This is a genomic window from Streptomyces sp. NPDC031265 (assembly GCF_055570295.1).
This window is the reverse complement of sequence record NZ_JBVIHM010000045.1, coordinates 1-24676: the sequence shown is the minus strand read 5'-3', so window position 1 is coordinate 24676 and position 24676 is coordinate 1. Positions and strand designations below refer to the sequence as shown.

Annotated in this window: 20 protein-coding genes and 1 pseudogene; 4 read left to right on the top strand and 17 right to left on the bottom strand. The window is 73.5% G+C overall.

Features of this window, described 5'->3' with window-relative positions:
• Positions 1 to 101 precede the first annotated feature (101 nt).
• Positions 102 to 3113 carry an SCO5717 family growth-regulating ATPase gene (locus ACZ499_RS37640; protein ID WP_468681396.1) on the top strand — a complete coding sequence of 1004 codons (3012 nt, stop codon included), beginning with the start codon at positions 102 to 104 and terminating at the stop codon, positions 3111 to 3113.
• Between the two features lie 138 nt (positions 3114 to 3251).
• Here ACZ499_RS37640 and ACZ499_RS37635 read toward each other — a convergent pair whose 3' ends face one another.
• The 13 genes from ACZ499_RS37635 to rimP all read right to left on the bottom strand — a co-directional run bounded on the left by ACZ499_RS37635 (position 3252) and on the right by rimP (position 17946).
• Entirely contained in the window at positions 3252 to 3713 is a 462-nt protein-coding gene (locus ACZ499_RS37635; protein WP_468413700.1) for a hypothetical protein, read from the bottom strand.
• A 25-nt stretch (positions 3714 to 3738) separates the two neighbouring features.
• On the bottom strand, positions 3739 to 5058 hold the full coding sequence (locus ACZ499_RS37630) for a WXG100 family type VII secretion target (RefSeq protein ID WP_468681394.1): 1320 nt from the start codon (positions 5056 to 5058) through the stop codon (positions 3739 to 3741).
• A gap of 10 nt (positions 5059 to 5068) precedes the next feature.
• Positions 5069 to 5359 (bottom strand): DUF6317 family protein, encoded by a 291-nt coding sequence (locus ACZ499_RS37625; protein WP_385548279.1) that lies wholly within the window; start codon positions 5357 to 5359, stop codon positions 5069 to 5071.
• Positions 5356 to 5748: an SAV_915 family protein gene (locus tag ACZ499_RS37620; RefSeq protein WP_468681392.1), complete on the bottom strand. Its 393-nt coding sequence runs from the start codon at positions 5746 to 5748 to the stop codon at positions 5356 to 5358. Before ACZ499_RS37620 ends, ACZ499_RS37625 begins: the two co-directional genes overlap by 4 nt.
• 240 nt (positions 5749 to 5988) lie before the next feature.
• Positions 5989 to 6945 carry a bifunctional riboflavin kinase/FAD synthetase gene (locus ACZ499_RS37615; RefSeq protein WP_468681391.1) on the bottom strand — a complete coding sequence of 319 codons (957 nt, stop codon included), beginning with the start codon at positions 6943 to 6945 and terminating at the stop codon, positions 5989 to 5991.
• A 63-nt stretch (positions 6946 to 7008) separates the two neighbouring features.
• On the bottom strand, positions 7009 to 10773 hold the full coding sequence (locus ACZ499_RS37610) for a trypsin-like peptidase domain-containing protein (protein ID WP_468681389.1): 3765 nt from the start codon (positions 10771 to 10773) through the stop codon (positions 7009 to 7011).
• A gap of 184 nt (positions 10774 to 10957) precedes the next feature.
• Complete coding sequence (gene truB / locus ACZ499_RS37605) at positions 10958 to 11860, bottom strand: tRNA pseudouridine(55) synthase TruB (RefSeq protein ID WP_468413711.1); 903 nt, start codon at positions 11858 to 11860, stop codon at positions 10958 to 10960.
• A complete protein-coding gene (rbfA, locus tag ACZ499_RS37600; RefSeq protein WP_385548293.1) occupies positions 11857 to 12315 on the bottom strand; it encodes a 30S ribosome-binding factor RbfA in 459 nt (152 codons plus the stop codon). Before rbfA ends, truB begins: the two co-directional genes overlap by 4 nt.
• 38 nt (positions 12316 to 12353) lie before the next feature.
• The gene (locus tag ACZ499_RS37595; protein ID WP_283141210.1) at positions 12354 to 12647 is read right to left on the bottom strand and encodes a DUF503 domain-containing protein; all 294 of its coding nucleotides are present in this window, start codon (positions 12645 to 12647) and stop codon (positions 12354 to 12356) included.
• Positions 12648 to 12785: 138 nt separating this feature from the next.
• A complete protein-coding gene (gene infB / locus ACZ499_RS37590; RefSeq protein WP_468681387.1) occupies positions 12786 to 15899 on the bottom strand; it encodes a translation initiation factor IF-2 in 3114 nt (1037 codons plus the stop codon).
• A 145-nt stretch (positions 15900 to 16044) separates the two neighbouring features.
• Positions 16045 to 16323 carry a YlxR family protein gene (locus tag ACZ499_RS37585; protein ID WP_468681425.1) on the bottom strand — a complete coding sequence of 93 codons (279 nt, stop codon included), beginning with the start codon at positions 16321 to 16323 and terminating at the stop codon, positions 16045 to 16047.
• A gap of 130 nt (positions 16324 to 16453) precedes the next feature.
• Positions 16454 to 17446, bottom strand: coding sequence for a transcription termination factor NusA (gene nusA / locus ACZ499_RS37580; protein ID WP_371655022.1), 993 nt, complete (start codon positions 17444 to 17446; stop codon positions 16454 to 16456).
• A 2-nt stretch (positions 17447 to 17448) separates the two neighbouring features.
• Positions 17449 to 17946 (bottom strand): ribosome maturation factor RimP, encoded by a 498-nt coding sequence (rimP, locus tag ACZ499_RS37575; protein WP_385825393.1) that lies wholly within the window; start codon positions 17944 to 17946, stop codon positions 17449 to 17451.
• Between the two features lie 190 nt (positions 17947 to 18136).
• Between rimP and ACZ499_RS37570 the strand changes: the two genes are divergently transcribed.
• Genes ACZ499_RS37570 through ACZ499_RS37560 form a run of 3 tightly spaced genes read left to right on the top strand, consistent with a single transcriptional unit; the run spans position 18137 to position 20013 of the window.
• Positions 18137 to 18664 (top strand): hypothetical protein, encoded by a 528-nt coding sequence (locus ACZ499_RS37570; RefSeq protein ID WP_468681385.1) that lies wholly within the window; start codon positions 18137 to 18139, stop codon positions 18662 to 18664.
• Positions 18664 to 19095 carry a ferritin-like domain-containing protein gene (locus ACZ499_RS37565; protein WP_468413716.1) on the top strand — a complete coding sequence of 144 codons (432 nt, stop codon included), beginning with the start codon at positions 18664 to 18666 and terminating at the stop codon, positions 19093 to 19095. The genes ACZ499_RS37570 and ACZ499_RS37565 overlap by 1 nt, the downstream gene beginning before the upstream one ends.
• 18 nt (positions 19096 to 19113) lie before the next feature.
• Complete coding sequence (locus ACZ499_RS37560; RefSeq protein WP_468681383.1) at positions 19114 to 20013, top strand: aminoglycoside phosphotransferase family protein; 900 nt, start codon at positions 19114 to 19116, stop codon at positions 20011 to 20013.
• Positions 20014 to 20510: 497 nt separating this feature from the next.
• On the opposite strand, the gene ACZ499_RS37555 is transcribed toward ACZ499_RS37560, so the two are convergent.
• From ACZ499_RS37555 to ACZ499_RS37540, 4 genes and pseudogenes are all read right to left on the bottom strand, one after another.
• A complete protein-coding gene (locus tag ACZ499_RS37555; protein WP_385550266.1) occupies positions 20511 to 22211 on the bottom strand; it encodes a proline--tRNA ligase in 1701 nt (566 codons plus the stop codon).
• Between the two features lie 180 nt (positions 22212 to 22391).
• Positions 22392 to 22958 carry a GNAT family N-acetyltransferase gene (locus ACZ499_RS37550; protein WP_468681382.1) on the bottom strand — a complete coding sequence of 189 codons (567 nt, stop codon included), beginning with the start codon at positions 22956 to 22958 and terminating at the stop codon, positions 22392 to 22394.
• 15 nt (positions 22959 to 22973) lie between these two features.
• A complete protein-coding gene (locus tag ACZ499_RS37545; RefSeq protein WP_468681380.1) occupies positions 22974 to 23834 on the bottom strand; it encodes a GNAT family N-acetyltransferase in 861 nt (286 codons plus the stop codon).
• A 675-nt stretch (positions 23835 to 24509) separates the two neighbouring features.
• Positions 24510 to 24676, bottom strand: a pseudogene (locus ACZ499_RS37540) (flavodoxin-dependent (E)-4-hydroxy-3-methylbut-2-enyl-diphosphate synthase); the annotation flags it as partial.

Sequence of the window (24676 nt, the reverse complement as noted above, 5' to 3'; positions counted from 1 at the left end):
CACGACGTGATGGAGGGGACAGTCGGTGAGGGGTGGCCGGGCCTGCCGGTGCGGTGTTGTCGGCGATTAGGCTGGGACGGCCTGCGAACGAAAGGAATCCGGTGAACAGCGATCAGGACCAGTTCCGCACCGGCGGGAACGCGCGCGACGAGAATCGGTCCGACGCCGATCCCGAGCCCACGGGTGAGTTCACCATCGACTACACCCCGCCGGCCTGGTACACGCAGAACGCGGCGCCGAGCGCGGACCCGGCGACGCCGCCTCCCCCGCCGCCCGCCGGGCCGCCCGTGGCCGTGCCCGGCCTGCCGTCCAGCGGCGGCTTCCAGCCGAACTGGACGACCACGCCCCCGCCGCCGGGCCCCGCCCCGGTCCCGGCCCAGGCTCCCGCTCCGGAGGCGGCCGCCGAGCCGCAGCCGTTCGGGGGCGGGGACATCGAGAGCGGCGCGACGATGCGGTTCTCGCCGGGCTCCCTGAAGCGGGAGCTCGCGGAGCGGCTGGCCGCGGCGGACGCGGCGAAGGCCGCCGCCGCGAAGGCGGATGCCGAGGCGGATGCGGGCACGGATGCGGAGGCGCCGTCCGGCGCCGCCGTAACCGGTGCCGCCGCCGCTCCCGCGCCGGTCGACGGGGCTGTCAAGGACGAGGCCGCGGTGAGCGCTGCCCAGGACTCCGACGGTACGGCCCAGGCCGAGCCAGAAGCGGGGGCCGCTGGTCCGGGCGGCTCCGAGGGCGTGACGCCGGAGGCCGAAGCGGCTTCGGGTGAGCCCGAGCCCGCCGCAGCTGTCGAGCCGAGCGATTCCGCGCCGGTCGCCGCTGCGGAGACGGCCGGTACCGAGCCCGCCGAGTCCGCCGCATCGGCCGACGCCGCGTCCGCCCCGGGCCCCGCCGACCAGACGCCCGGCAAGCCCACCGACTTCGCCGACTCCGGCGACTCCGGCGACTACATGGCCGCCGCGCCGGTGACGGCCGAGGCAGCCGACGCCGTGCCCGCCGAGCCCGTCCCCGCGCCGCCGGTCGCCGAGCCGGTTGACGCCGTGGCGGCGCAGGCGGCCGCGGCCGCGGCCGCTCCGGCCGACGCCGTGCCCGCCGTCGCGGACGTGGCCCCCGAGGACGCCGCGCCGCAGGACACGCCGGTCGCCCCGGCCGAGCAGCCGTGGGCCGCGCCGGCCCAGCAGCCGGGGCTGCCGCCGTTGCCGCCCGCGTACCAGCCCGCCGCGCCCACTGCGGCGCCGCAGTGGCCCGTACCGGCCCCGCAGCAGCAGCCGCAGGCCGGACAGCCCGCATGGCCGCTGCCGCAGGGCGACCAGCCGCCGGCCCCGGGCACGCCGAACGTTGCGGCACCGCAGCCCGTACCACCGACGCCCCACCAGGGCGGCTTCCCGCTGCCCCAGCCCAACGCCCCGGCCCAGCAGGGCGGTTACGGCTTCCCGCACCCGGGAACCCCTAACGCCCCGGCCCCGACCCCGACCCCGACCCCGGCAGCCGACCCCAACACCCCCGCCCCGCAGGGTGCTTACGGATTCCCGCACCCCGGCACGCCAGGCGCACCGAGCGCCCCGGCCCCGTCAGTCGACGCCAACCCCCCGCAGGGCACCTACGTCTTCCCGCGCCCCGGCACCCCGGCCGCGGCCGACCCCAACTCTCCCGCCCCGCAAAGCGGTTACGGGTTCCCGCAGCCACCCCAGGCCCCGACCCCGGCCGCGCCGCAGACACCTCACGCACCCCACGCCCCCCAGGGCGGCTACGGCTTCCCGCAGCCGGGCCCGGCCGGGACGGGTGCCGACGCCCACCTCCCCGTACCCCACCAGCAGGCCCAGCCCCCGGCGCAGCCGCTGCCCCAGGCTCAGCCGCCCGCCGGGCCCGTGGACCCGCGGAGCGGGGCCGCGTGGCCCTCCCCCGTGGCGCACGACCAGCGCGAGCGGTCCGTGCCGGGTGCGCCGCTCGGGTACACGGCGGCCGTTGAGCTCTCCTCCGACCGGCTGCTGCGCAACAACAAGCAGAAGGCGAAGAGCAGCCGCAACCCGGGCAGCGCCTCGCGCTTCAAGTTCGGCAGCAAGAAGGAGGAGGCCGAGCGGCAGCAGAAGCTCAACCTCATCCGGACCCCGGTCCTCTCCTGCTACCGGATCGCCGTGATCTCCCTCAAGGGCGGTGTCGGCAAGACGACGACCACGACGGCGCTCGGTGCGACGCTGGCGACCGAGCGGCAGGACAAGATCCTGGCGATCGACGCCAACCCGGACGCCGGCACGCTCGGCCGCCGGGTGCGCCGCGAGACCGGGGCCACCATCCGCGACCTGGTCCAGGCGATCCCGTACCTCAACTCGTACATGGACATCCGCCGGTTCACCTCGCAGGCCCCGTCCGGCCTGGAGATCATCGCCAACGACGTCGACCCGGCCGTGTCCACGGCCTTCAACGACGAGGACTACCGGCGGGCGATCGACGTCCTGGGCAAGCAGTACCCGATCATCCTCACCGACTCGGGTACGGGTCTGCTGTACTCCGCGATGCGCGGCGTCCTCGACCTCGCGGACCAGCTGATCATCATCTCCACCCCGTCCGTCGACGGTGCGTCGAGCGCGTCCACGACCCTGGACTGGCTCTCCGCGCACGGGTACGCCGACCTCGTCCAGCGCTCCCTCACCGTCATCTCCGGGGTCCGCGAGACCGGCAAGATGATCAAGGTGGACGACATCGTCCAGCACTTCCAGACGCGCTGCCGCGGAGTCGTGGTGGTCCCGTTCGACGAGCATCTGGCGGCGGGCGCCGAGGTCGACCTCGACATGATGCGGCCCAAGACGCGCGAGGCGTACTTCCATCTGTCGGCGCTGGTGGCCGAGGACTTCGTACGGGCCCAGCAGCAGCAGGGGCTGTGGACGGGGGACGGGGGCACCCCGCCGCCGCACATGGCTCCGCCGATGCCGGGGCAGTACGCGCCGCAGCCCGGCCAGCCCGTCCCCGGCCAGCCGCCCGTCCCGGGGCAGCAGGTGCCCGGCCAGCCCTTCCCCGGGCAGCCGCAGCCGTACGCACCTCAGCCGCCGCACCCGCAGCCGCCCCAGCCGTACGGCGGGCAGCAGCCGCCTCAGGGATGGCAGCAGCAACCGCCTCAGCGGTAGGAGCGGCGACACCGAAGGGCCCGTACCGTCGCGAAGACGGTACGGGCCCTTCGGGCTTGACCTCTGATCCTCCCGCGGCGGCCCGTGCCGGGCTGGTCGCGCGGTCCCCCGCGCCCCTGAGGGGCGGCGCCACGCCCCCTATCGCTGTGCTGCCAGCGCCCTCCGCGCCCCCACCTCCGACGGCAACTCCCGTACGAACGTCGCCGCGCAGAGCGTGCCCAGCAGCCAGGCGAACAGCGGCGCCAGGAACGGCAGAGCGAGCAGTACCAGGGCCCGCCAGGGGCTGCTGAGACCGGTGCCGACCTGCCGCTGCCTGATGCGGTGCGCCTTCCAGGACTCCTCCGGCGACGCCGCCCTGGCCAGCGCCTCTCGCGTCTGGCGCCGCGCCCGTACCCAGCCCCAGACCGCCGACCCGGCGCAGAGCGCCGCCATGGCGATCCACAGGACGAGCGGCCAGCTGCCGGGGAGCCCGTCCACGGTGTCGCCGAAGCCGATGAGCAGCACGCTCAGCATCAGCGTCATCGCCAGGAGCACGAAGACGCTGAGGGCGATCCGGCGCGCCCAGTAGCCGAAGCCCCGCCGGTACCACGTGGTGCCCACGATCGGCAGTCTGGCCGGAGCCGGCTCAGAAGAGACCCTTGAACCCATTCCACGCCTTCTTCCCCAGGTCCCCCGCGTCGTCCGCGAGCCGCTTCATGTCCTCGCCGGTGTCCGACAGAACGTTGCCGCTGCCGTGCCAGAGTCCGCCGATGACCCCGTGGTCGTGGATGTCCTCGCTCCAGTGCTCGTGGAACGCCTCGTCGAGCAGGTCCGTCGCTCCGATGACGACCGCGCCCCCGACGCCCGCGACCACGGCCACCGGCACGGTGATCTCCGAACTCGCCACCAGGGCCACACCCGCCGCCGTGGCCGCCGCGCCCGCCGCCAGCCCGCCCAGCGCCGCGCCCCCGTCCACCACCACGGAGTGCGTCCACGACCACCCCTTGTCGTGGTCGTCCTTCGCCTCCAGGAGGCCGCAGACGCTCGCCGCGGCGATGTCGACGACCGGGATCTCCTTCAGGAAGTCCGGCAGCTTCTCCAGGCCCTTGCCCAGCTTCAGCGCGTCCGCCGCGTCCGCGACCTTCACATTGAGCGCGTGGTCGTACGGCAGCGCCGAACTGCCGTGCTCGGCGCGGGCGATGTCGGTCTCCAGGCCGTCGAGCTTGGTCAGCGCGTCCTTGTAGGCGAGCCGGGCCGGGGAGTCCTTGGGGAGCGTCTTCCCCTGCTTCTGCCACGCGCTGCGCTCGGTGCGCAGGTCCTTCTTCGCCTCGGCCGCCTCTTTCTTGGCGTCGTCCAGCTTGGTGGCGGCGTCATGGCCCTTGACCCGGGTGCGCTCGGAGTCGTACGCGTACAGGCCGCGCAGATAGTCGGCGATGGTGACCTTGTCGCCCTTGGACACCTCCGAAGTGTCCTCCTCGTACAGCTTGTTGAGCGCCTCGGCCGCGTCGAGGCGGGCCTGCTGGGCCGCGTGCAGGATGTCCGTACGCACGGCCCCGTAATTGGTGAGCCCGTCGATCGCCTTCTGCTCGTCGGGATGGGGCGGGTTGTTGGTCACCAGCTGACCGGGGACGCCCTTGGGGCCCATCGGGACGCCCGCCTTCACGGCGATGTCCTCGGCGTTCTGCAACGCGCTCTCGGCGGCCGAGAGATGGTCGGCCAGCGTGCAGAGGATCTCGCCGGTCGCGTGGACCAGCTCCGCGAATCCGCCCGCCGTCAGCGCGTCCTCGCTCCACTTGGCGCGGAACGACTCGGCGGCCTCGCCCTCCCAGGCCGCGTCCTTGGCCAGCTGCTCGACGACCGTGCCCAGCGGCTTCACGATCGATTCGAGGTCGTGCTTGGCGTTCTTGTAGGCGTCGCCCATCGTGCGGATGCCGCCTATGTCCCCGCCCACCCAGCTGTCGCTCACCGCGTGTCCTTCACATCAGGTCTTCGAAGAGGCCGTGCACATCGATGTCGTTGCGCTGCATCGAGTCGTGCGCGTACTTCACCTTGTCGCTGTTGTCCTCCAGCCGGTCCGACAGCTTGTCGTGCAGGCCCGCTATCAGGTCGGCCATCGACTTGATCGCCGCGTCGCACCCGGCGTCGCCGGAACCGGCCACCGCGGGCTTCACATTGGCGTGCATGCCGCGGTAGATGCCGGCTTCGTCGTGGAAGGTCGACGCCATCGAGTTGAGGTCGGCCAGGATGATCTTCACATCGGCGCTCATGCCCCTGCCCCGTTATCTCCGTAGGTACGCTCCAGGTCCTCCGGCTGCCATCTGCGGCCGCCCGGCGCCACCTCCGGGTCCAGGCGCACCTTGGGCAGCCGGGCCTCGCGCATCGCCTCCGCGAACGGGCCGATGGAGACGGCGATCCAGGGCTGCGTCGGGCCGAGCGCGTCGACCAGCTTCGGGAGGGTGCTGAAGGCCACCGGGACCGGCGGTCCCGAGGGCGGTCTCAGCAGCTCGAAGTCGACGCGCGGGGCGCCCCCGGCCGGATAGCGCGGGTGGGCCGGGACGAACACCGGTGTGCGGTACGGGGGGACGCCGGGTTGCGCGGTCCTGGCCGCGTCGACGCCGACGATGCCGAGGATCCGGGACGCGTTCGGTTCAGCCACGTGTCTCAACCTATGCGCCGCTCCAGTCCGTCAATACGACGAAAACCGCCCAAAGCCTTCACCCATAGTCAATGGATGCCAGGTCTTGGGCGGTTTCTGGTCACTGGTTGACCATTGTTTGACTGGCGCCAGGCGCTGCGCCGGCGTTCGGCGATTCGGCTGCGGGCCGTCCGTGGCTGGTCGCGCAGTTCCCCGCGCCCCTTGAGGGGCGCTGTGCCGCACCGGACTCGGCACCGCTGCTCAGGCGCGCGCCTCGTCCGCCTCGATCAGCTCGGTCGAGCGCTTCACATCGCGCGCGATCTCTTCGAGCAGCGCCTCGATCGACTCGAACTTCTCCTGCCCGCGCACGTACGCGAGGAAGTCGACGGCGACGTGCAGCCCGTACAGATCGAGCCCGACGCGGTCGATCGCGTACGCCTCGACCGTGCGCTCGGTGCCGTCGAACTGCGGGTTGGTGCCCACCGAGATCGCGGCGGGCATCCGCTCGCCGTCGGCCGTGAGCCAGCCCGCGTACACGCCGTCCGCGGGGATCGCGGTGTGCGGCAGGGTCTCCACGTTCGCCGTCGGGTAGCCCAGCTCGCGGCCGCGCTGCGCGCCGCGCACCACGACGCCCTCGACCCGGTGCGGGCGGCCCAGGATCTCGGCCGCGCCCTCCACGTCGCCCTCGACGACCAGACGCCGGGTCAGGGTCGAGGAGAACGGCTGCCCGCCGCCCGCCTCGCCGCTGACGAAGAGGTCGATGACGTCCACCTCGTAGTCGTACGTCTCGCCCAGCTCGGCCAGGAACGCCACGTTGCCGGCCGCCTTGTGGCCGAAGCGGAAGTTGGGGCCCTCGACGACCACGCGCGCGTGCAGCTTGTCGACGAGCGCCTTGACCACGAACTCGGCCGGCGACAGCTTCGAGAACTCGCTGGTGAAGGGGAGGATGAGCAGCGCGTCCACACCGAGGCCCGCCATCAGCTCGGCGCGCCGGTGGTGCGGGGCGAGCAGCGGCGGGTGGCTGCCGGGGCGCACGACCTCGCTGGGGTGCGGGTCGAAGGTCACCACGACGGACGGGATGCCCAGTTCGCGGGCGCGCTCCACGGCCCGCCCGATGATCACCTGATGACCGCGGTGCACCCCGTCGTAGGAGCCGATGGTGACGACGCTGCGTCCCCAGTCCTGGGGAATGTCCTCCAAGCCACGCCAGCGCTGCACTGTGACCGCTCCTCGCCCGAAACTCGCCCGAAAACCGAACCCGTGTACGTGAGAGTAGGCCTCTCACACAGGTCTAAGACTGCCATGCCCGGCGTGCTCGGCCCGCATCGGCATGGGCACGGCAAGCGTCTCGACCGTGCGGCGGGCGCTCGGCCCGATCACCGCCGACCACTCGTGCGGTGCCTGGACCAGCCAGCCCGCAACCTGAACGGCGAATTCCGGTACTTCCCTGGCCAGCTCGACGACCCGGCGGTCGAAGCAGGAGGCGCCTTCGGGGGTGCGCCCCAGGAGCAGCCCGGTGCGGTGGACCAGGTCGCGGGTGCGCGCCTCGGGGCGCGCCTCGGCCCCCAGCGCCGCGGCCCTCAGCAGGGCGTGCAGGACCGCCGGGTCCCGCGACTCGTACCGCTCGTATTCGAGGAGTACGTCCAGGAGCTCGGCCCGCAGGGGGCGCGAGGTGCGGCTGCCGGGCGCGGCGAGCACCGGCGCCAGCGCCTGCCGCACCTTCGGCGAGCAGCCCCGCAGTACGGACGTGACCAGCGGGAAGAGCACGGCCCTCGCGGCCGGTCCGCACTCCAGGCGCCGCTCCACGAACGCGGCGGCGTGGGCCGCGCCCTCGGGGTGGCGGTCCAGATAGCCGCGGACCAGGGCGGCCGCGCGGCGGGCGAGCGCGGGCGTGTTGATCTCGGCGAGCGCCTCCAGCACCTCGGCCCCGGCGTCCCCGGGCTGGTCGAGCCGCGTCCGGAAGGCGGCGAGCACCGGCTCGGGGTGGGTGGTGAGGGCGGCGACGAGCGCGGAGGCGGGCAGCCGGGGATCGCCGCCCGCGTACCGCGCGAGCGTCTTCTCGAGGTAGCGGCTGCGGGTGCGCGGGTCCCGGATGAGCAGGCCGAGCGCGGCGCCGTGCAGGGGGGTGTCGGCGGACCTGGCGAGCAGGGCGAGCGCGGCGTAGCGCAGCAGGTCGCGGTCGGCGCCGGTGGTGACGTACGGCGCGACGCGCGGCCCGTACGCGGCGGCCGCCACCCGGCGTTCGGGCCGGTCGTCGTGGGCCCAGCGGTCCACGGCCCGGCAGAGCGCGGACGGCTCGTCCTCGGCGAGCGCGTCCAGGAGTTCGTCGGCGCGGGCGTGCGCGGTGGCGACCAGCGCCTCGGTGAGGTCGTCGATGGCCAGCGAGCGGCGGGCGTAGAGCAGAGCCTGCGCGGCCCCGGCGACGGTCGGGCGCATCTCGCTGCCCGTCGGCGCGGGCAGCGGCCGCTCGTCGGTGAACCACCGGCACAGCAGCGGCTGTACGCTCCGGGGCTCGGCCGCGAGCCGCCGGTCCACGGCGTCCAGATACCGCTCCCACTCCGGCGCCCCGCCCGGCGCGCCGTCGGCGGGAACCAGCCGCCGCATCAGCTCCATCCGGCGGTCGTCGCCGATCCGCAGCCGCTGCCAGAACCACGGCCCGAACTCCCCGAGCCCGCCGAGCCGCCCCGGCCCGCCCGCGCGCACCGACCGCTCGCTGATCCGGTCCGCGAGCAGCCGCAGCACACAGAGGTACGCCCGGGGCTCGGGCACCCGCAGCAGCGTCTGCCCGAGCAGATGGACGGCCCACCAGCAGGCGTCCTCCGTCCGGTCCGGCTCGGCCGCGCCGGGCCCCGCCGCCAGTCGGTCGAGCGCGTCGACGAGCTCCTCCAGGTGCGGGGCGAGCCGGTCGGCCCCGTGTTCGCGGTCGAGGAGCAGCAGGGCCTGCAGGACGGGGCCGATGCGGTGCCGGGGGACGGGGAGGGTACGGGGCTCGTCCTCGTGGGCCGCGGGTTCCGTCCCGGGTGCGGGCGGCGGCGGCCCCGGCCGGAACCGCCGCCCCCGCCTGCCGTCCTCGCGGCGCGGGGAGCGACGCTGGTCGGGGACGGCGGGGGACGGCGGACCGGCGGGTTCCTCACCCTCGCCCATGTTCGCGGCGGCGCGCGAACCCGGCGGTGGCGGCACGTACGCCGCCCCCTCGCCGCTCTCCCCGCCCGTCCCGCTCGTGCCCGGGCTGGACGGCAGCCGGGCCGGGGCCCGGTCGGCGGTGCCGGGCGCTTCCTCGCACCGGCGGTGCACCAGGGCGTGCAGGGCCCCGTCCAGGTCGAGGTGGGCGGCCTGGAGCCAGTCGGCCAGCTCCTCGTGCGCGAAGCGGTAGCCGGAGCCCGCCGGGACCAGCAGGCCCTCGGTGAGGACCGCCGACGCCCAGCCGGTGCGCCAGGGGAAGATCTCCTCGAAGTTCTCGCGGTCCAGCTCGCCCTGGCCGGGGCCCAGACAGCGCCGGGCCGCCTCGTGGACCCGGCCCGCGACCCGCGCGGCGAGCCGTCGTACGGCCGTGCCGCGCAGCGCGGGGCGCCGGGCGGCCGCCAGCCGTACCGCGATGCGCAGGCACATCAGGTCGAGATGGGCGGCGAAGACGTCCTCGCGGCCGGGCCTGCCCGGCACCTCGCCCGGCAGCGCGTCGCGCACCTCGGCGATCAGCCGCAGCGTCAGCGGATGGCGCCCGGCCCGGTCCGCCAGGGCGCCGTCCGGGAGGCCGTACCGCTCGCGGGCCCGGGCGGCCTCCTTGCGGGAGAGGTCGCCGATCCGTACGGCGTGCGGCAGCCGGGGCGCCTCGGCCGGGTGCAGCGCGTCCAAAGGGAAGAGCGCCCCGGCCTGCTCCCAGTGCTCGGGGCGGCAGGCGACCACGAGGCGCGCCCCGGCCTCGCGCAGCCACGCCGCCGTACCGGCCGTCCACTCGGGCAGCCGGTGCGCGAGGACGGGCGGCATCTCCTCGGGCCCGTCGAGCAGGACGAGCAGGGGGCGCCCGGCGTCCGAGGCCAGCCGTGCCACCCGGTCCGGGGTGGCGCACTCCATGTCGCCGGGGGCGCCCGCGGCCGCCACGATCCGGCCCGCCTGCCGCAGCGCCCGCGCCACCGCGTCCGCCACCGAGCCGTCGCCCGCGCGCAGATCCGCGCCGCGCAGCCACACCGTGGGGGCGGGCTCCGCGCCCCGGGCGCGGCGGGCGGCGAGGGCGGCGAGCTCGGTGGTGCGGCCGGTGCCGGGGTCCCCGACCAGGCCGAGCACAGAGGCGTTCCCGGCCGCGAAGTCCGTGAAGTGCCGTACGGTGAGCCGCCGTTCGACCGGGTCCTGCTGGACACCGGACCCGCCGACCGAGCCGACCGAGGTCGCGGTGAGCTGGAGCGCGCCCGCCAGGTTCAGGTCCTCGCCGTACCCCGGCACGGTCGCCGCGTTGCGCCGCAGCAGCTCTTCGAGCGGGCCCCCGTCGGGCCGCAGCGGCACCGCGAACCCGGCCGCCCGGTGCGCCGCGTGCAGCGCGGTGGCGAGCACCCCGAGCACCGCACCGGTCGCCGCGTCCAGGACCGGCCCGCCCGCCGCCTCGCCGCCGAGCCGCAGCGCGTCGGCCCCCTCGGTGCCGATGGCCAGCTCCAGGGCGGAGCCGAGGAGGTGGAAGCGGTCGGTGGCGGTGTAGGTGACGGGGGGCTCGCCGAGTACCCGCGCCTCACGCCAGCCGTGCGCGGCGATCCGTACATACGTGCCCGCGGCGACCGACTCCCGGGCGGCGACGGGCAGCGGCCGTACCCCCAGCCCCTCGGTGCGCACCAGGGCGAGACCGGCCTCCGGCAGCGAGGTGACCGCGTCGGCCTCGGCGAGGCAGGTGCGCTCGCCGGGCGTGTGCAGCACCACCCGGGTGAGCCCGTCCACCACCTCGTGGCTGGTGACCACGGTGCCGCGGTCGTCGGCGACGAAGCCGGCGCCCCGGGTGCGTCCCGCCAGATCGCAGATCCGTACCAGCGTCTCCCGCCCCCCGTCACCGTCCCCGCGTCCCATGCCCGGAACGGTAGTTCTGGGATGATCCGCCCGAGAAGAACGCGAGGCGAAAGCGCCCCCCAGTGCTCCCCTCTTTCACTACGAGCGCCTGCACGCGAGGGTGAAAACACCTGCGGCGGGCTCGCAAGGAGCCCGCCACACGTTTGAAAACCCGGGACGGGTCCCGGCCGCACCCGTCAGGCGGCTAGCCGAACACCGCCAGGCTCTTCGCCTTGCCGCGCTGGCTCTCGACCAGCGCGAGGAGGCGCTCGCCCGGCCCGTAGACGGCGACCGGCTTGCCGTTGTCGTACACCTCGGGCATGTCCAGGCGCACGCCGTTCAGGAGCAGTCCCCCGCGCCGCTCGTCGACGTCCCAGCGGGCGAACGCGGCGGCCGCCGCCTCGGCGACCGGCATCACCGTCAGCTCCTCCTGGAGCTGGTCGAGCGTGCGCGCCGCGTCCAGGCCGTAAGGGCCGACCCGGGTGCGCCGCAGCGCCGTCAGATGCCCGCCGACGCCGAGCCCGGCGCCGAGGTCACGGGCGAGGGCGCGGATGTACGTACCGGAGGAGCAGACCACGGAGACGACCAGGTCGACGACGGGGGTGCCGTCCTCGGCCACGGCCTCGCGCACGTCGTACACCCGGAACGAGGAGACCGTCACCGGTCGGGCCGGGATCTCGAACTCCTCGCCGCCGCGCACGCGCGCGTAGGAGCGCTTACCGTCGATCTTGATGGCCGAGACCTTCGACGGGACCTGCATGATGTCGCCGCTCAGCGCCGCGACACCGGCGTCGATGCCCTCGCGGGTCACCTTCGAGGCGTCGGTGGACGAGGTGATCTCGCCCTCGGCGTCATCGGTGACCGTGTCCTGGCCGAGGCGGATCGTACCGAGGTACTCCTTCTCGGTCAGGGCGAGGTGTCCGAGCAGTTTGGTGGCGCGCTCGACGCCCAGGACGAGCACGCCCGTCGCCATCGGGTCGAGCGTGCCCGCGTGGCCGACCCGGCGGGTCCTGGCGATCCCGCGCATCTTGGCCACGACGTCGTGCGAAGTGAAGCCGGACGGCTTGTCCACGATGACAAGTCCGTCCGGCGTCCGGTTCTGGCTCATTCGGCGGCGGTACCCTCGTCGTCCTCGTCCTCGTCACCGGGCTTCTTGTACGGGTCGGCGTCGCCGGCGTACTTGGCGCCCGAGGAGACCTCGCGCACCGCGGCGTCCGAGGCCCGCGCCTTGTTGAGGAGGTCCTCGATCGTCTTGGCGTTCTCCGGGAGGGCGTCCGCCACGAACGTCAGGGTCGGCGTGAACTTGGTGCCGGCGGCGGCCCCGACCGCGGAGCGCAGGATGCCCTTGGCGCTCTCCAGGCCGGCGGCCGCGCTGGCCCGGTCCTCGTCGTCGCCGTAGACCGTGTAGAAGACCGTGGCCTCCCGCAGGTCGCCGGTGACCCTGGTGTCCGTGATGGTCACGTGCGTACCGAGGCGCGGGTCCTTGATGCCGCGCTGCATCTTCTGGGCGACCACCTCCCGGATGAGGTCCGCCAGCTTCTTCGCCCGCGCGTTGTCGGCCACTGGTCCTTCTCCTTCTTTGCCTTGCTCAAGCTCAGGTTTCAGTCTTCGTCACTGTGGAGCCTGCGTCGCACCGACAGCAGCTCCACCTCCGGCCGGGCGGCGACCATGCGCTCGCACCGGTCGAGTACGTCTGTGAGGTGCCCCGTGTCGCCGGAGACCACCGCCAGGCCGATCTCGGCCCTGCGATGGAGGTCCTGGCCGCCGACTTCCGCCGCGCTCACCGCGTACTTGCGCTGGAGTTCGGCGACGATCGGCCGGACGACGGAGCGTTTTTCCTTCAACGACCGTACGTCGCCGAGGAGCAGATCGAAGGACAGCGTCCCCACATACATATGTGTCCGGATATCCCGCCGGTCCGGGGTAGATGACCCCGCCAACGACTTGGCGGGGACACCAGAACCGTACACGCAACGGCCGGGGCCGATCGACGGAAATAAGCTCCGCCGACCGGCCCCGACTCGATACGACGATCAGCCGCGCGGCTTCTCGCGCATCTCGTACGTCGCGATGACGTCGTCGATCTTGATGTCGTTGAAGTTTCCGAGGTTGATACCGCCCTCGAAGCCTTCGCGGATCTCGGTGACGTCGTCCTTGAAGCGGCGCAGACCCTCGATGTTGAGGCTCTCCGCGATGACCTTGCCGTCCCGGAGGAGGCGGGCCTTCGTGTTCCGCTTGACCTCGCCGGAGCGGATGAGCACACCCGCGATGTTGCCGAGCTTGGACGAGCGGAAGACCTCGCGGATCTCCGCGGTGCCGAGCTCGACCTCCTCGTACTCCGGCTTGAGCAGACCCTTGAGGGCCGCCTCGATCTCCTCGATGGCCTGGTAGATCACCGAGTAGTAGCGGACGTCGACGCCCTCGCGCTCCGCCATCTGCGCGGCACGGCCGGCCGCACGGACGTTGTAGCCGATGACGATGGCGTCGGAGCCCATCGCCAGGTCGATGTCGGACTCGGTGACCGCACCCACACCGCGGTGCAGGATGCGGATGTCGACCTCTTCACCGACGTCGAGCTGGAGCAGCGAGGACTCGAGAGCCTCGACCGCACCGGACGCGTCGCCCTTGATGATGATGTTGAGGTCCTGGACCAGACCGGCCTTGAGCACCTGGTCGAGGTCCTCCAGGGACACCCGGCGGGTGCGCTTGGCGAACGCGGCGTTGCGCTCGCGGGCGGCGCGCTTCTCGGCGATCTGACGGGCCGTACGGTCCTCGTCGACCACCAGGAAGTTGTCGCCCGCGCCCGGGACGTTGGTGAGACCGAGGACGAGGACCGGAGTCGACGGACCCGCCTCTTCCACGTTCTCGCCCTTGTCGTCGAGCATGGCGCGCACTCGGCCGTAGGCGTCACCGGCGACCATCGTGTCGCCGACGCGGAGGGTACCGCGCTGGACGAGGACGGTGGCGACGGCGCCGCGGCCGCGGTCGAGGTGGGCCTCGATCGCAATACCCTGCGCGTCCTGCTCCGGGTTGGCCCGCAGGTCGAGCGAGGCGTCGGCGGTGAGGACGACGGCCTCCAGCAGGGAGTCGATGTGCAGACCCTGCTTGGCGGAGATGTCGACGAACATGGTGTCGCCGCCGTACTCCTCGGCCACCAGACCGAACTCGGTCAGCTGACCACGGACCTTGACCGGGTCCGCACCCTCGACGTCGATCTTGTTGACCGCGACGACGATCGGGACGCCGGCGGCCTTGGCGTGGTTGAGCGCCTCGATCGTCTGCGGCATGACGCCGTCGTTGGCCGCGACCACGAGGATCGCGATGTCGGTCGACTTGGCACCACGGGCACGCATGGCGGTGAACGCCTCGTGACCCGGGGTGTCGATGAAGGTGATCTTGCGCTCTTCACCGTTGACCTCGGTACCGACCTGGTACGCACCGATGTGCTGGGTGATGCCACCGGCCTCGCCCGCCACGACGTTCGTCTTGCGGATCGCGTCGAGCAGTCGGGTCTTTCCGTGGTCGACGTGACCCATGACGGTGACGACCGGCGGACGCGCCACGAGGTACTCCTCGCCGCCCTCGTCCTCGCCGAACTCGATGTCGAAGGACTCGAGCAGTTCGCGGTCCTCCTCCTCCGGGCTGACGATCTGAACCGTGTAGTTCATCTCGCCGGCCAGCAGGTGCAGCGTCTCGTCGGAGACGGACTGCGTGGCCGTGACCATCTCGCCGAGGTTCATCATCACGGCGACGAGCGACGCCGGGTTGGCGTTGATCTTCTCCGCGAAGTCGGTGAGGGACGCACCGCGCGACAGGCGAACAGCCTCGCCGTTGCCGCGGGGCAGCATCACGCCGCCTACCGACGGGGCCTGCATGGCCTCGTACTCCTGGCGCCTCTGACGCTTCGACTTGCGACCGCGACGGGCGGGCCCGCCGGGACGGCCGAAGGCACCCTGCGTGCCGCCACGGCCACCGGGGCCGCCGGGACGACCGGCGAAGCCGGGACGACCGCCGCCGAAGCCGCCGCCACCACCGGGAGCGCCACCGCCACCGCCGGGACGGCCGCCGAAGCCACCGCCGCCACCGGGACGACCGCCGCCGCCGGGACCGGCCGGACGGCCGGCGAAGCCGCCGCCCGCAGGTCGGCCGGCAGCGCCGCCGCCCGGACGGCCACCGGGACCACCGGGACCACGGCCACCGCCGGGACCGCCACCGGGACGCGGGCCCGCAGCGGGACGCTGCGGCATCATGCCGGGGTTCGGACGGTTACCGCCCGGGGCACCGCCCGGACGCGGGGCGCCGCCCTGCGGCCGGGGCATACCGCCCGGGGTCGGCCGGGGAGCACCCTGGCCCTGCGGACGCGGAGCGCCACCGGGGCCACCCTGCGGACGCGGGGCACCACCGGGGCCACCGGCGCCGCCGGCCGGTCGGGGAGCGCCGCCACCGGGACGGGGCGCCTGCGGGCGCGCCATGCCGGTGGAGCCGCCGGAGGTGAAGGGGTTGTTGCCGGGACGCGGACCGGCCGGACGGGCACCGCCCGGACGCGGGGCGCCCTGACCCTGCGGACGCGGGGCACCCGGACGGGCACCCTGACGCTCGCCGCCCTGACGCTCGCCCTGACCGCCGGAGGCGGCGGGACGGGCGGCCGGACGCGGGCCGGGGGTGGCACCCGCGGGACGCGGGGCCTGCTGCTGCTGCGGCGCGGGGGCCTGAGCCGCCGGAGCCGAGAACTCGGCCGCGGGGACCGGAGCCGCCGGGGCGGGCTTGGCCGCCGCGGGCTTGGGACCCGGACGCGGGCCGGCAGCCGGCGCCGCGGTCGGGGTGCTGCTGCTCTTGGGGGCCTCGGCGGCGGCCGGCTTGGGGGCCGGGGCGCCGGGCTTGGGGGCAGCGGGACGTGCCGCCTGCGCCGGGGAGGGCGCGGCGGGCTTGGCAGGCGTCGCCTTGCGGGGCGCGCTCGGCTTGGCAGCGGACTTGCCGGCGTTGCCACCGGGCCCCTGCAAAGCGTCGGTCAGCTTACGTACAACCGGCGCCTCGATCGTCGAGGACGCCGAACGGACGAATTCACCGAGTTCTTGGAGCTTGGCCATGACGACCTTGCTCTCAACCCCGAACTCCTTGGCGAGTTCGTATACCCGGACCTTAGCCACTTCGCTCCTTTTAGGTCCGGGTTACCGCCGGACCGTCGCTACTTCATGGGCGTACTCATCGCGTACTCATCGAGTGCTCATCGCAATCTCGACCTACTTCCAACTCGCGAGGTACCTGACCGCACGGTGTTCCGTGCCGTACTTCTTACGGTGCTGCTTGCTCGACGTGCTGACGCACGGCCTCGCTGTCCAGCTGCTCCTTGACCTTGAAGGCCCGGGAGAGCGCCCGGCGACGGACCGCCAGGTCGAGACAGACCGAGGCGGGGTGAACGTACGCACCCCGGCCGGGCAGCGTACCGCGAGGATCGGGGACGCAAGCGCCCTCGACCTCCACGATGCGCAGCAAATCGGTCTTGGCCGCTCGCTCCCGGCACCCCACGCAGGTGCGCTCAGGGCATACGCGGGCATGCGTCCGGCCAGACACGTTCAAGTCTACCTCCCCGTACCGACCTCACCCCTTTGGGGCAAAAATCGAACGGTCGTTGTCCTAAAAGATCGCCATGACGGCAACGGCAGCGGGGCCCGGCCTATTCCCGGACCCCGTGGCCGTCTGTTCAGTCCTGCTCGGCGGGCTGCTCCGTGTCCGGCCGGATGTCGATGCGCCAGCCGGTGAGCCGCGCGGCGAGCCGGGCGTTCTGGCCCTCCTTGCCGATGGCGAGGGAGAGCTGGTAGTCGGGCACGGTCACCCGTGCGGAGCGGGCCGCGAAGTCCACGACCTCGACCCGGGAGACCCGGGCCGGGGAGAGCGCGTTCGCCACCATCTCGGCCGGGTCCTCCGACCAGTCGACGATGTCGATCTTCTCGCCGTGCAGCTCGGCCATGACATTGCGCACACGGCTGCCCATCGGGCCGATGCAGGCGCCCTTCGGGTTGATCCCCGAGCGCGTCGAACGGACGGCGATCTTCGTGCGATGGCCGGCCTCACGGGCGATGGCGGTGATCTCCACCGAGCCGTCCGCGATCTCCGGGACCTCCAGCGCGAAGAGCTTCTTCACCAGGTTCGGGTGCGTCCGCGACAGCGTCACGGACGGACCGCGCACGCCCTTCGCCACCCGTACGACGTACGTACGAAGGCGCAGTCCGTGCGTGTAGTCCTCGCCCGGGACCTGCTCCTGCACCGGGAGCATGGCCTCCATCTTGCCGATGTCGACCAGGACGTTCTTGGGGTCCTTGCCCTGCTGGACCACACCCGTGATCACATCGCCCTCGCGCCCGGCGAACTCACCGAAGGTGATGTCGTCCTCGGCGTCGCGCAGCCGCTGCAGGATGACCTGCTTGGCGGTGGTGGCGGCGATCCGGCCGAAACCGGTCGGGGTGTCGTCGAACTCCTTGGCCTCCTGGCCCTCTTCCAGGTCGGCCGGATCTTCCTTCGCCCACACGGTCACATGACCGTTCTCGCGGTCGAGCTTGACGCGCGCGCGGCGGAAGCTTCCCTCGGTGCGGTGGTAGGCGATGAGGAGGGCCGACTCGATGGCCTCGACCAGCAGGTCGAAGGAGATCTCCTTCTCCCGTACCAAACCCCGCAGGGCACTCATGTCGATGTCCATGGCTACGCCTCCTCTTCCTTCTTGTCCTTGCGGTTGAACTCGATTTCGACGCGCGCCTTGACGATGTCGGTGAAGGCGACCCGGCGGGCGGTGGCCTTGCGGCCCTTCACCCCGGGAACCTCAAGGTCGAGCCCGTCCTCGTCGGTGTTCAGGATGCGCGCGACCAGCTCCTCGCCCTCGGCGAGGGTGAACCGGGCGAGCCTCCCGGTGGCGCGCACATAGTGGCGCGGCTCGGAGAGCGGGCGCTCGGCGCCGGGGGAGGTGACTTCGAGGACGTACTCCTCGTCACCCATGATGTCGCTCTCGTCGAGCGCGTCGGAGACGGCCCGGCTCAGCTCGGCACAGGTGTCCAGCTCCACGCCCTCGTCGGAGTCGACGACGATCCGCAGCATGCGGCGGCGGCCGGCCCGGGACACCTCGATCTCCTCAAGATCGAGATCCTTCGCGCTGACGAGCGGTTCCAGCAGTCCGCGCAGCCTCTCGCTCTGGGTCGTGCTCATCCGGGTGACTCCTCGGCCGCGTGTGCTGTTGTGGGATCGTCGCGTACGGCATACATGCGTCTGCGCCGTCAGGTCAAAGGGTATCCGGTCCCGGGGGGTGTTGCCGTCCACCCGGAGCGGGGCGCGGGTACGCTCGCCTGCGGTGATCACTTGGCGGCCCCCGGGCCCGGAGCCCACAGGGGAGACAGCCGTGCCGGCGACCAGGACGCTGACCTCTCGCAGAGCCGCCCTCGCGGCGACCGGCGCGGCCGCCGCGGCCGGGCTCCTGGCCGCATGCTCGGACGGTACGGCGCCGGACGCCGCCCGGAGCGCGGCGGAGCGGGCCCGCGCCGCACGGACCGAGGCCGCCCTGCGCCTGCGCACCTCGGCGGCGAGCGCCGCGCTGCGCGACCGGTACGAGGCGGTGGCGGTACGCCATCCGTTGGTACGGGACCGGCTCGCCCCCTTGCGCGAGGAGGCGGCCCAGCACGCGACGGCGCTCGCGGCCGGCCACGCACAGCAGCCATCCTCCACACCATCCTCCGCGCCCCCCGCCACCGTCCCCGACGACGCCTCCGAGGCGTTGCGGGAGCTGGCGGCGACGGCGCGCCAGGTCTCCGACGCCCAAACGGCGGCGCTCACCGGGGCGCCCCCGGAACTCGCCCGGCTACTGGCCTCGGTCGCGGCGGCGGGCGCGGTCCACGCGTACCTCCTGACCCGGCGGGAGGGCGGCAGCTGATGTCGGCTCTGGAAGCGGCACAGGCCGCGCTCGCGGCGGAACACGCGGCGGTGTACGGGTACGGGGTGCTGGGCGGCCGGGTCACCGAGCCGCGCGGCGCCGAGGCCCGGGAGGCGTACACGGCCCACCGCGCCCGCCGCGACGCGCTCACCCGGACCGTGCGCGACCTGGGCGCCGCGCCGGTCGCGTCGGCGCCCGCGTACAAGCTGCCGTTCCCGGTGCCGGACGCGGCGGCCGCGGTGCGGCTGGCGGCGGAGCTGGAGGACCGGGTGGCCGGCGTCTACTCCGACCTGGTCCGGGCGGCCGAGGGCCCGCTGCGCCGGGAGGCCGCGGCCGCGCTGCGGGAGGCGGCGGTGCGGGCGGGGAGGTGGCGGGGCGGCAGCGTAGCCTTTCCGGGGCTCGCCGAACGTCCGGGCCCGACCGGTAGCTGACCAAGGGACGACGCACGCATGGCTTTTGAACCGCCTGAGCGGCTGGTACGCGCGCTCGGCGAGACGTACGGGGACGACGTCGCCGCGCGCTGGCTCGGGCAACTGCCCGAACTCGCCGAAGCGGCGGTCGCGGGGCGCGGGCTCACGGTGGACCGGGTGCAGGCGCCCGGGGGCCGCAGCAGCCTCGTCCTGCTCGTACGGCAGCAGGACGGCACCCCGGCGGCCCTGAAGCTGGCCCCCGCCGAGGCCCGGCCGGAGCTGGAGCGGACGGCGCTGCGGCACTGGAACGGCTGGGGCACGGCGCAACTCCTGGACACCGACGCCGCCGACTCCCTCCTCCTGGAACGCCTGCACCCCGAGGTGTCGTTGCGCTCGCTCCCGGAGGCGAAGGCGCTCCTGGAGGCGGCGGGAACGCTGCGCCGCCTGTGGGTGGAGCCGCCTGCCGCCCACCCGTTCGAGTCCGTCGCCGAACGGACGGAACGTCAGGCGACCGCGATGCGGGGTGTGTTGCCGGACGACGTGGCCGCGCTGGCCGAGGCGGCCCTGACGGCCCGGGACGCTCTCACGACCTCCTCCTCTTCGGAGGAGTTCCTCCTCCATGGCAACTTCCGCCAGAGCAAGGTGCTTTCGGGCGAGCGTTCGCCGTGGCTGACGGTGGGCCCGGAGCCGCTGGTGGGCGAACGGGCCTACGACCTGGCCCGCCTGGTCCGCGACCGCGTCGAGGACTTGATCGCGGCCCCGAGCGGCGCGTCGGTGGCGCGGCGCCGGGTGAACAAACTGGCCGACGCGCTGGATGTCGACCCGGCCCGTCTGCATGGCTGGACGCTGTTCCGAGCGGTGGAGTCGGGGCTCCGTGCCCGAGCGGCGGGCCGCACGCAGGAGTCGGAGTTGCTGCTGGAGTTCGCGGGCTGGTTGTAGGGGGCTGCCCGTCCGGGGGCGCGTGTTCTTTCTGCGGGCCGATGGGGGCTGGTCGCGCAATTCCCCGCGCCCCTTCTCGGCCCGGTGTTTATCTGCGGGCCGTCGCCGGCTGGGCGCGCAGTTCCCCGCGCCCCTCAGGGGGATGGGGTGCAGCCACGATGCGAGGGCGGCGGCGGGAAATTCAGCCCCTGGGGGTCCCCCCTGGACGAAGTCCTTGGGGGAGTTTGAGGAGCGGGGTCCGGGGCGGAGCCCCGTAAGCGGGGACCGGGGGCTGCGATCCCAGGTACCCCACCCGCCCCCTGCACAGGGTCCAGGGGCTGCGATCCCAGGTACCCCACCCACCCCCATGCCCGGGTCCGGGGCGGAGCCCCGAGCGGGGTGCAGGGGCCGCAGGCCCCGCAAACGGGGTCCGGGGGCGTAGCCCCCGGGAGACCACCTCAACCCCTCCCCCACCCCCGGAGGGTTTAGGGAAGGGGCGGGGAGGGGCTCAAACCCGGCTACTTGCGCAGGCGCGCGACCGCCTCCGCCAGCGGAAGCTCCTCCCGCTCCCCCGTACGCCGGTCCTTCAGCTCCAGGACACCCTCCCCGGCCCGCCGCCCCGCCACCAGAATCTTCGGCACGCCCAACAGCTCCGCGTCCGTGAACTTGACCCCGGGCGACACCCCCGCCCGGTCGTCCACCAGCACCCGCAGCCCCGCCGCGGCCAGCTGCGAGGCCGCGTCGAGCGCCACCTCCGTCTGGAGCGCCTTGCCCGCCGCGACGACGTGGACGTCCGCCGGCGCGACCTCCGCCGGCCAGCACAGCCCCTGCGAGTCGGCCGTCTGCTCGGCCAGCGCGGCCACGGCCCGCGAGACGCCGATCCCGTACGAGCCCATGGTCACCCGCACCGGCTTGCCCTGCTGCCCAAGGACATCGAGCTGGAACGTGTCCGCGTACTTCCGCCCCAACTGGAAGATGTGCCCGATCTCGATCGCCCGGTCGAGACGGAGGCCCGCGCCGCACGCGGGGCACGGGTCGCCCTCCTCGACGACGACCACGTCGAGGTAGTCGTCGACGTCGAAGTCCCGCCCGCACACCACGTTGCGCGCATGCGTGTCCGGCCGGTTCGCGCCCGTCACCCACGCCGTGCCCGGCGCCACCCGGGGGTCGGCGATGTAGCGGACCTTGTCCAGGCCCTGCGGGCCGACGTATCCGCGCACGAGATCGGGCCGGTCCGCGAAGTCCTCGGCGGTGACCAGCTCGACGACCGCCGGAGCCAGGTGCTCGCCCAGCTTGCCCAGGTCCACCTCGCGGTCGCCGGGGACCCCGACCGCCACGATCTCGCCGTCCACCTTGACCAGGAGGTTCTTGAGGGTGGCGGAGGCCGGGACGCCCAGGTGGGCCGCCAGGGACTCGATCGTGGGGGTGTCCGGTGTGTCCAGCTCCTCCACCGGTCCGACGCCGGAGGCATCCACGGGCGCGGCCACGAAGGTCACCGCTTCCGTGTTCGCCGCGTACTCGCACGCCGGGCAGTCCACGAAGGTGTCCTCACCGGCGGCGGCCGGAGCCAGGAACTCCTCCGACGCCGAGCCGCCCATCGCCCCCGACACCGCCGAGACGATCCGGTAGTCGAGCCCGAGCCGGGCGAAGATCTTCCGGTACGCCTCGCGGTGCAGCGCGTACGACTCGGCCAGGCCCTCGTCCGTCGTGTCGAACGAGTACGAGTCCTTCATCTGGAACTCGCGCCCGCGCAGCACGCCCGACCGGGGCCGCGCCTCGTCCCGGTACTTGGTCTGGATCTGGTAGAGCATCACCGGCAGGTCCTTGTAGGACGTGCACTGGTCCTTGACGGTCTGGGTGAAGATCTCCTCGTGGGTGGGCCCGAGCAGATAGTCCGCGCCCTTGCGGTCCTTGAGCCGGAACAGCAGGTCGCCGTACTCCTCCCAGCGCCCGCTCGCCTCGTACGCCTCCTTGGGCAGCAGGGCCGGGAGCAGCACCTCCTGGGCGCCGATGGCGTCCATCTCCTCACGGACGATGTGGGAGATGTTGTCGAGGACCTTCTTGCCGAGCGGCAGCCAGGTCCAGATTCCGGCCGCGTTGCGCCGTACGTATCCGGCGCGGACCAGCAGCTTGTGGCTGAGCGTCTCCGCGTCCGCCGGGTCGTCGCGCAATGTCTTGACCATCAGACGGGACATGCGCTGGACCTGGGCGGCTGCCATGGGGTTCTCTCCTGTACGTACACGGGTGGTGTCAGGAGGTTATCCGCGCGCCACGCGCGCGTGGAAATCGGTTTACGGTCGCCGCAGCGGCAGGTGCGCGCCCATCACCGCGTACGGCCTCGGCGCGCTCGGGCTGTGTCTTCCCGGGGGACAACCCCCGGACCCCCGGCCGGGAGCCACTCAGGCCCGCCGCAAAGGCAAATGCGCTCCCATGACCGCGTACGGCCTCGGCGCGCTCGGGAAGTGGACCTGTCCCGCGAGGTCCAGATACCCCAGCGCCCGGTAGAGCGCCCGCGCCGGGCTCTCCGTGTCGATCGCGGAGAGGATCGACCTCGGCTCGGCCGCGCTGTCGGTGATCCGGGTGATGAGCTCGCGGCCCACGCCCCGGCCCTGGTGGGACGGGTGGACATGGAGCTCGGTGATCACGAAGGAGTCGTCGAGCCAGGCGTCGGTGCCGTTGTGGCGCAGATACGGTTCGACGACCGTGGACCACCAGTGCACCCGGTCGTTGGGCATCCCGTACACGAAGCCGACGAGCCGTCCGCCGGGGGTGGTGGCGCCCAGGGCGCGCGCGCCGGGGGAGGCGAGGTGGCGCAGCACGATGTGGCGGCGCACGCCCACCTCTTCCGGGCTGAGCCCGAAGGCGGCCGCCTGCACGGCGAGGGCCTCGTCCACGCGGGCGGCGAGGTCGAGCGGTCCGACCGTCACCTCGGGGGTCTGGGGACCGGCCCCAAAGGAAGGTGCCATGGCCGCACCCTACTGTCAGAAGAGCACGCTCATGAAAGCCCCCGTCTCACGGAAGCCGACCCGGCGGTAGCAGGCGCGTGCCGCCGTGTTGAAGTCGTTCACGTAGAGGCTGACGACGGGGGCCACGTCGGCGAGGGCGTAGCGCAGGACGGCGGCCATGCCGGTGACGGACAGGCCCCGGCCCCGGCACTCGGGGGCGACCCAGACGCCCTGGATCTGGCACGCGCGCGAGGTGGCCGCGCCGATCTCGGCCTTGAAGACGACCTTGCCGTCCTCGACGCGGGCGAACGAGCGCCCGGAGCCGACGAGTTCGGCGACGCGCGCCTGGTAGAGCAGCCCGCCGTCGCCCGCCATCGGGGAGACGCCGACCTCCTCGGTGAACATGGCCACGCACGCGGGCATGATCACGTCCATCTCGTCCTTGCGGATCCGGCGGACGTACGGGTCGGGGACCATGTCGTCGGGCATCCGGTCGGTGACCATCAGCGGCTGGTTCGGGCGGACGTCCCGGGCCGGCCCCCACTGCGGCTCCAGGAGCTTCCAGAGCAGGGCGGTCGGGTCGGCCGGGCCGACGATGGAGGAGCAGCGGCGGCCGGTGCGACGGGCCCGGTCCGCGAAGGCGCGGACGGCTTCGGGGGTGGCGCAGATGGGGACGAGGTTGGCACCGGAGTAGCAGAGCGAGCGCAGCTTGCCGCCGGCGTACCAGCCCCACATCTCGCCGCCGAGCCGCCACGGGTCGAGGCCCGCGACCTGCACTCGCGAGGCCACGAAGGCGTTGGCGACCGGATCGCTCTCCAGGACGGCGAGCGCCGCGCCGAGGTCACCGGGTTCGAGGACCCGGGTGGAGGTCTGCGTCAACACGTGGGGCCTCACCATACGGTCTGCTGATCTCCGCACTGTACCCGCCGGGAGGGCCCGGGCGCCGCCCTGCCCTTCCCTGCCGGGGGGGTGCTTGGTGTGCGGGCCGCGGGCTAGGGGGGTGCGCTTCGTCTGCGGGCCGGTGGGGGCTGGTCGCGCAGTTCCCCGCGCCGCTTCTTGGCCCGGGGTTCGTCCGAGGGCCGCGGGGAGCTGGTCTCGCAGTTCCCCGAGCCCCTAAGGGACTGGCGGTGCGTCGGTCGTCTGCGGGCCGGTGGGGGCTGGTCGCGCAGTTCCTCGCGCCCCTGAGGGACTGGTGGTGCGTCGGTCGTCTGCGGGCCGGTGGGGGCTCGTCGCCCAGTTCCCCGCGCCCCTAAGGGCACCTCCAGCCCCTCCGGCGTTTGAGGAGCGGGGTCCGGGGCGGAGCCCCGAAGCGGGGGTGGGGGCGCAGCCCCAGCGGGGGATACCGGGGGCGCAGCCCCGTGGGCAGGGTGCAGGGGGTGCAGGCCCCGCAGAGGGTTGCACCCCCTGCACCCCGCAAGGCGGGTGCAGGGGCACAGCCCCGCTGGGGGCGCAGCCCCGCTGGGGGCGCAGGGGGCGCAGCCCCCGCCCGGGGTCCGGGGGCGCAGCCCCCGGGAAACCGCCCTCGCCCCCCACCCACCCCCGGAGGGTTTAGGGAAGGGGCGGGGTGGGGGCTCAACCCGCCACAGACACCTGCGGCTCTCCCGACGTCACCCCAGCCCGCTCCATCTGGTCCGCGATCTTCAACGCCTCTTCGATCAGCGTCTCGACGATCTTCGACTCGGGAACCGTCTTGATCACCTCACCCTTGACGAAGATCTGACCCTTGCCATTACCCGAGG

Coding starts and splice junctions, on each gene's coding strand:
- ACZ499_RS37625 (WP_385548279.1), bottom strand. CDS start 5,359: ATGAGCGCCGATGTGAAGATCATCCTGGCCGACCTCAACTCGATGGCG.
- ACZ499_RS37610 (WP_468681389.1), bottom strand. CDS start 10,773: ATGGGACGCGGGGACGGTGACGGGGGGCGGGAGACGCTGGTACGGATC.
- truB (WP_468413711.1), bottom strand. CDS start 11,860: ATGAGCCAGAACCGGACGCCGGACGGACTTGTCATCGTGGACAAGCCG.
- ACZ499_RS37595 (WP_283141210.1), bottom strand. CDS start 12,647: ATGTATGTGGGGACGCTGTCCTTCGATCTGCTCCTCGGCGACGTACGG.
- nusA (WP_371655022.1), bottom strand. CDS start 17,446: ATGGACATCGACATGAGTGCCCTGCGGGGTTTGGTACGGGAGAAGGAG.
- rimP (WP_385825393.1), bottom strand. CDS start 17,946: ATGAGCACGACCCAGAGCGAGAGGCTGCGCGGACTGCTGGAACCGCTC.
- ACZ499_RS37565 (WP_468413716.1), top strand. CDS start 18,664: ATGTCGGCTCTGGAAGCGGCACAGGCCGCGCTCGCGGCGGAACACGCG.
- ACZ499_RS37560 (WP_468681383.1), top strand. CDS start 19,114: ATGGCTTTTGAACCGCCTGAGCGGCTGGTACGCGCGCTCGGCGAGACG.
- ACZ499_RS37555 (WP_385550266.1), bottom strand. CDS start 22,211: ATGGCAGCCGCCCAGGTCCAGCGCATGTCCCGTCTGATGGTCAAGACA.
- ACZ499_RS37550 (WP_468681382.1), bottom strand. CDS start 22,958: ATGGCACCTTCCTTTGGGGCCGGTCCCCAGACCCCCGAGGTGACGGTC.
- ACZ499_RS37545 (WP_468681380.1), bottom strand. CDS start 23,834: ATGGTGAGGCCCCACGTGTTGACGCAGACCTCCACCCGGGTCCTCGAA.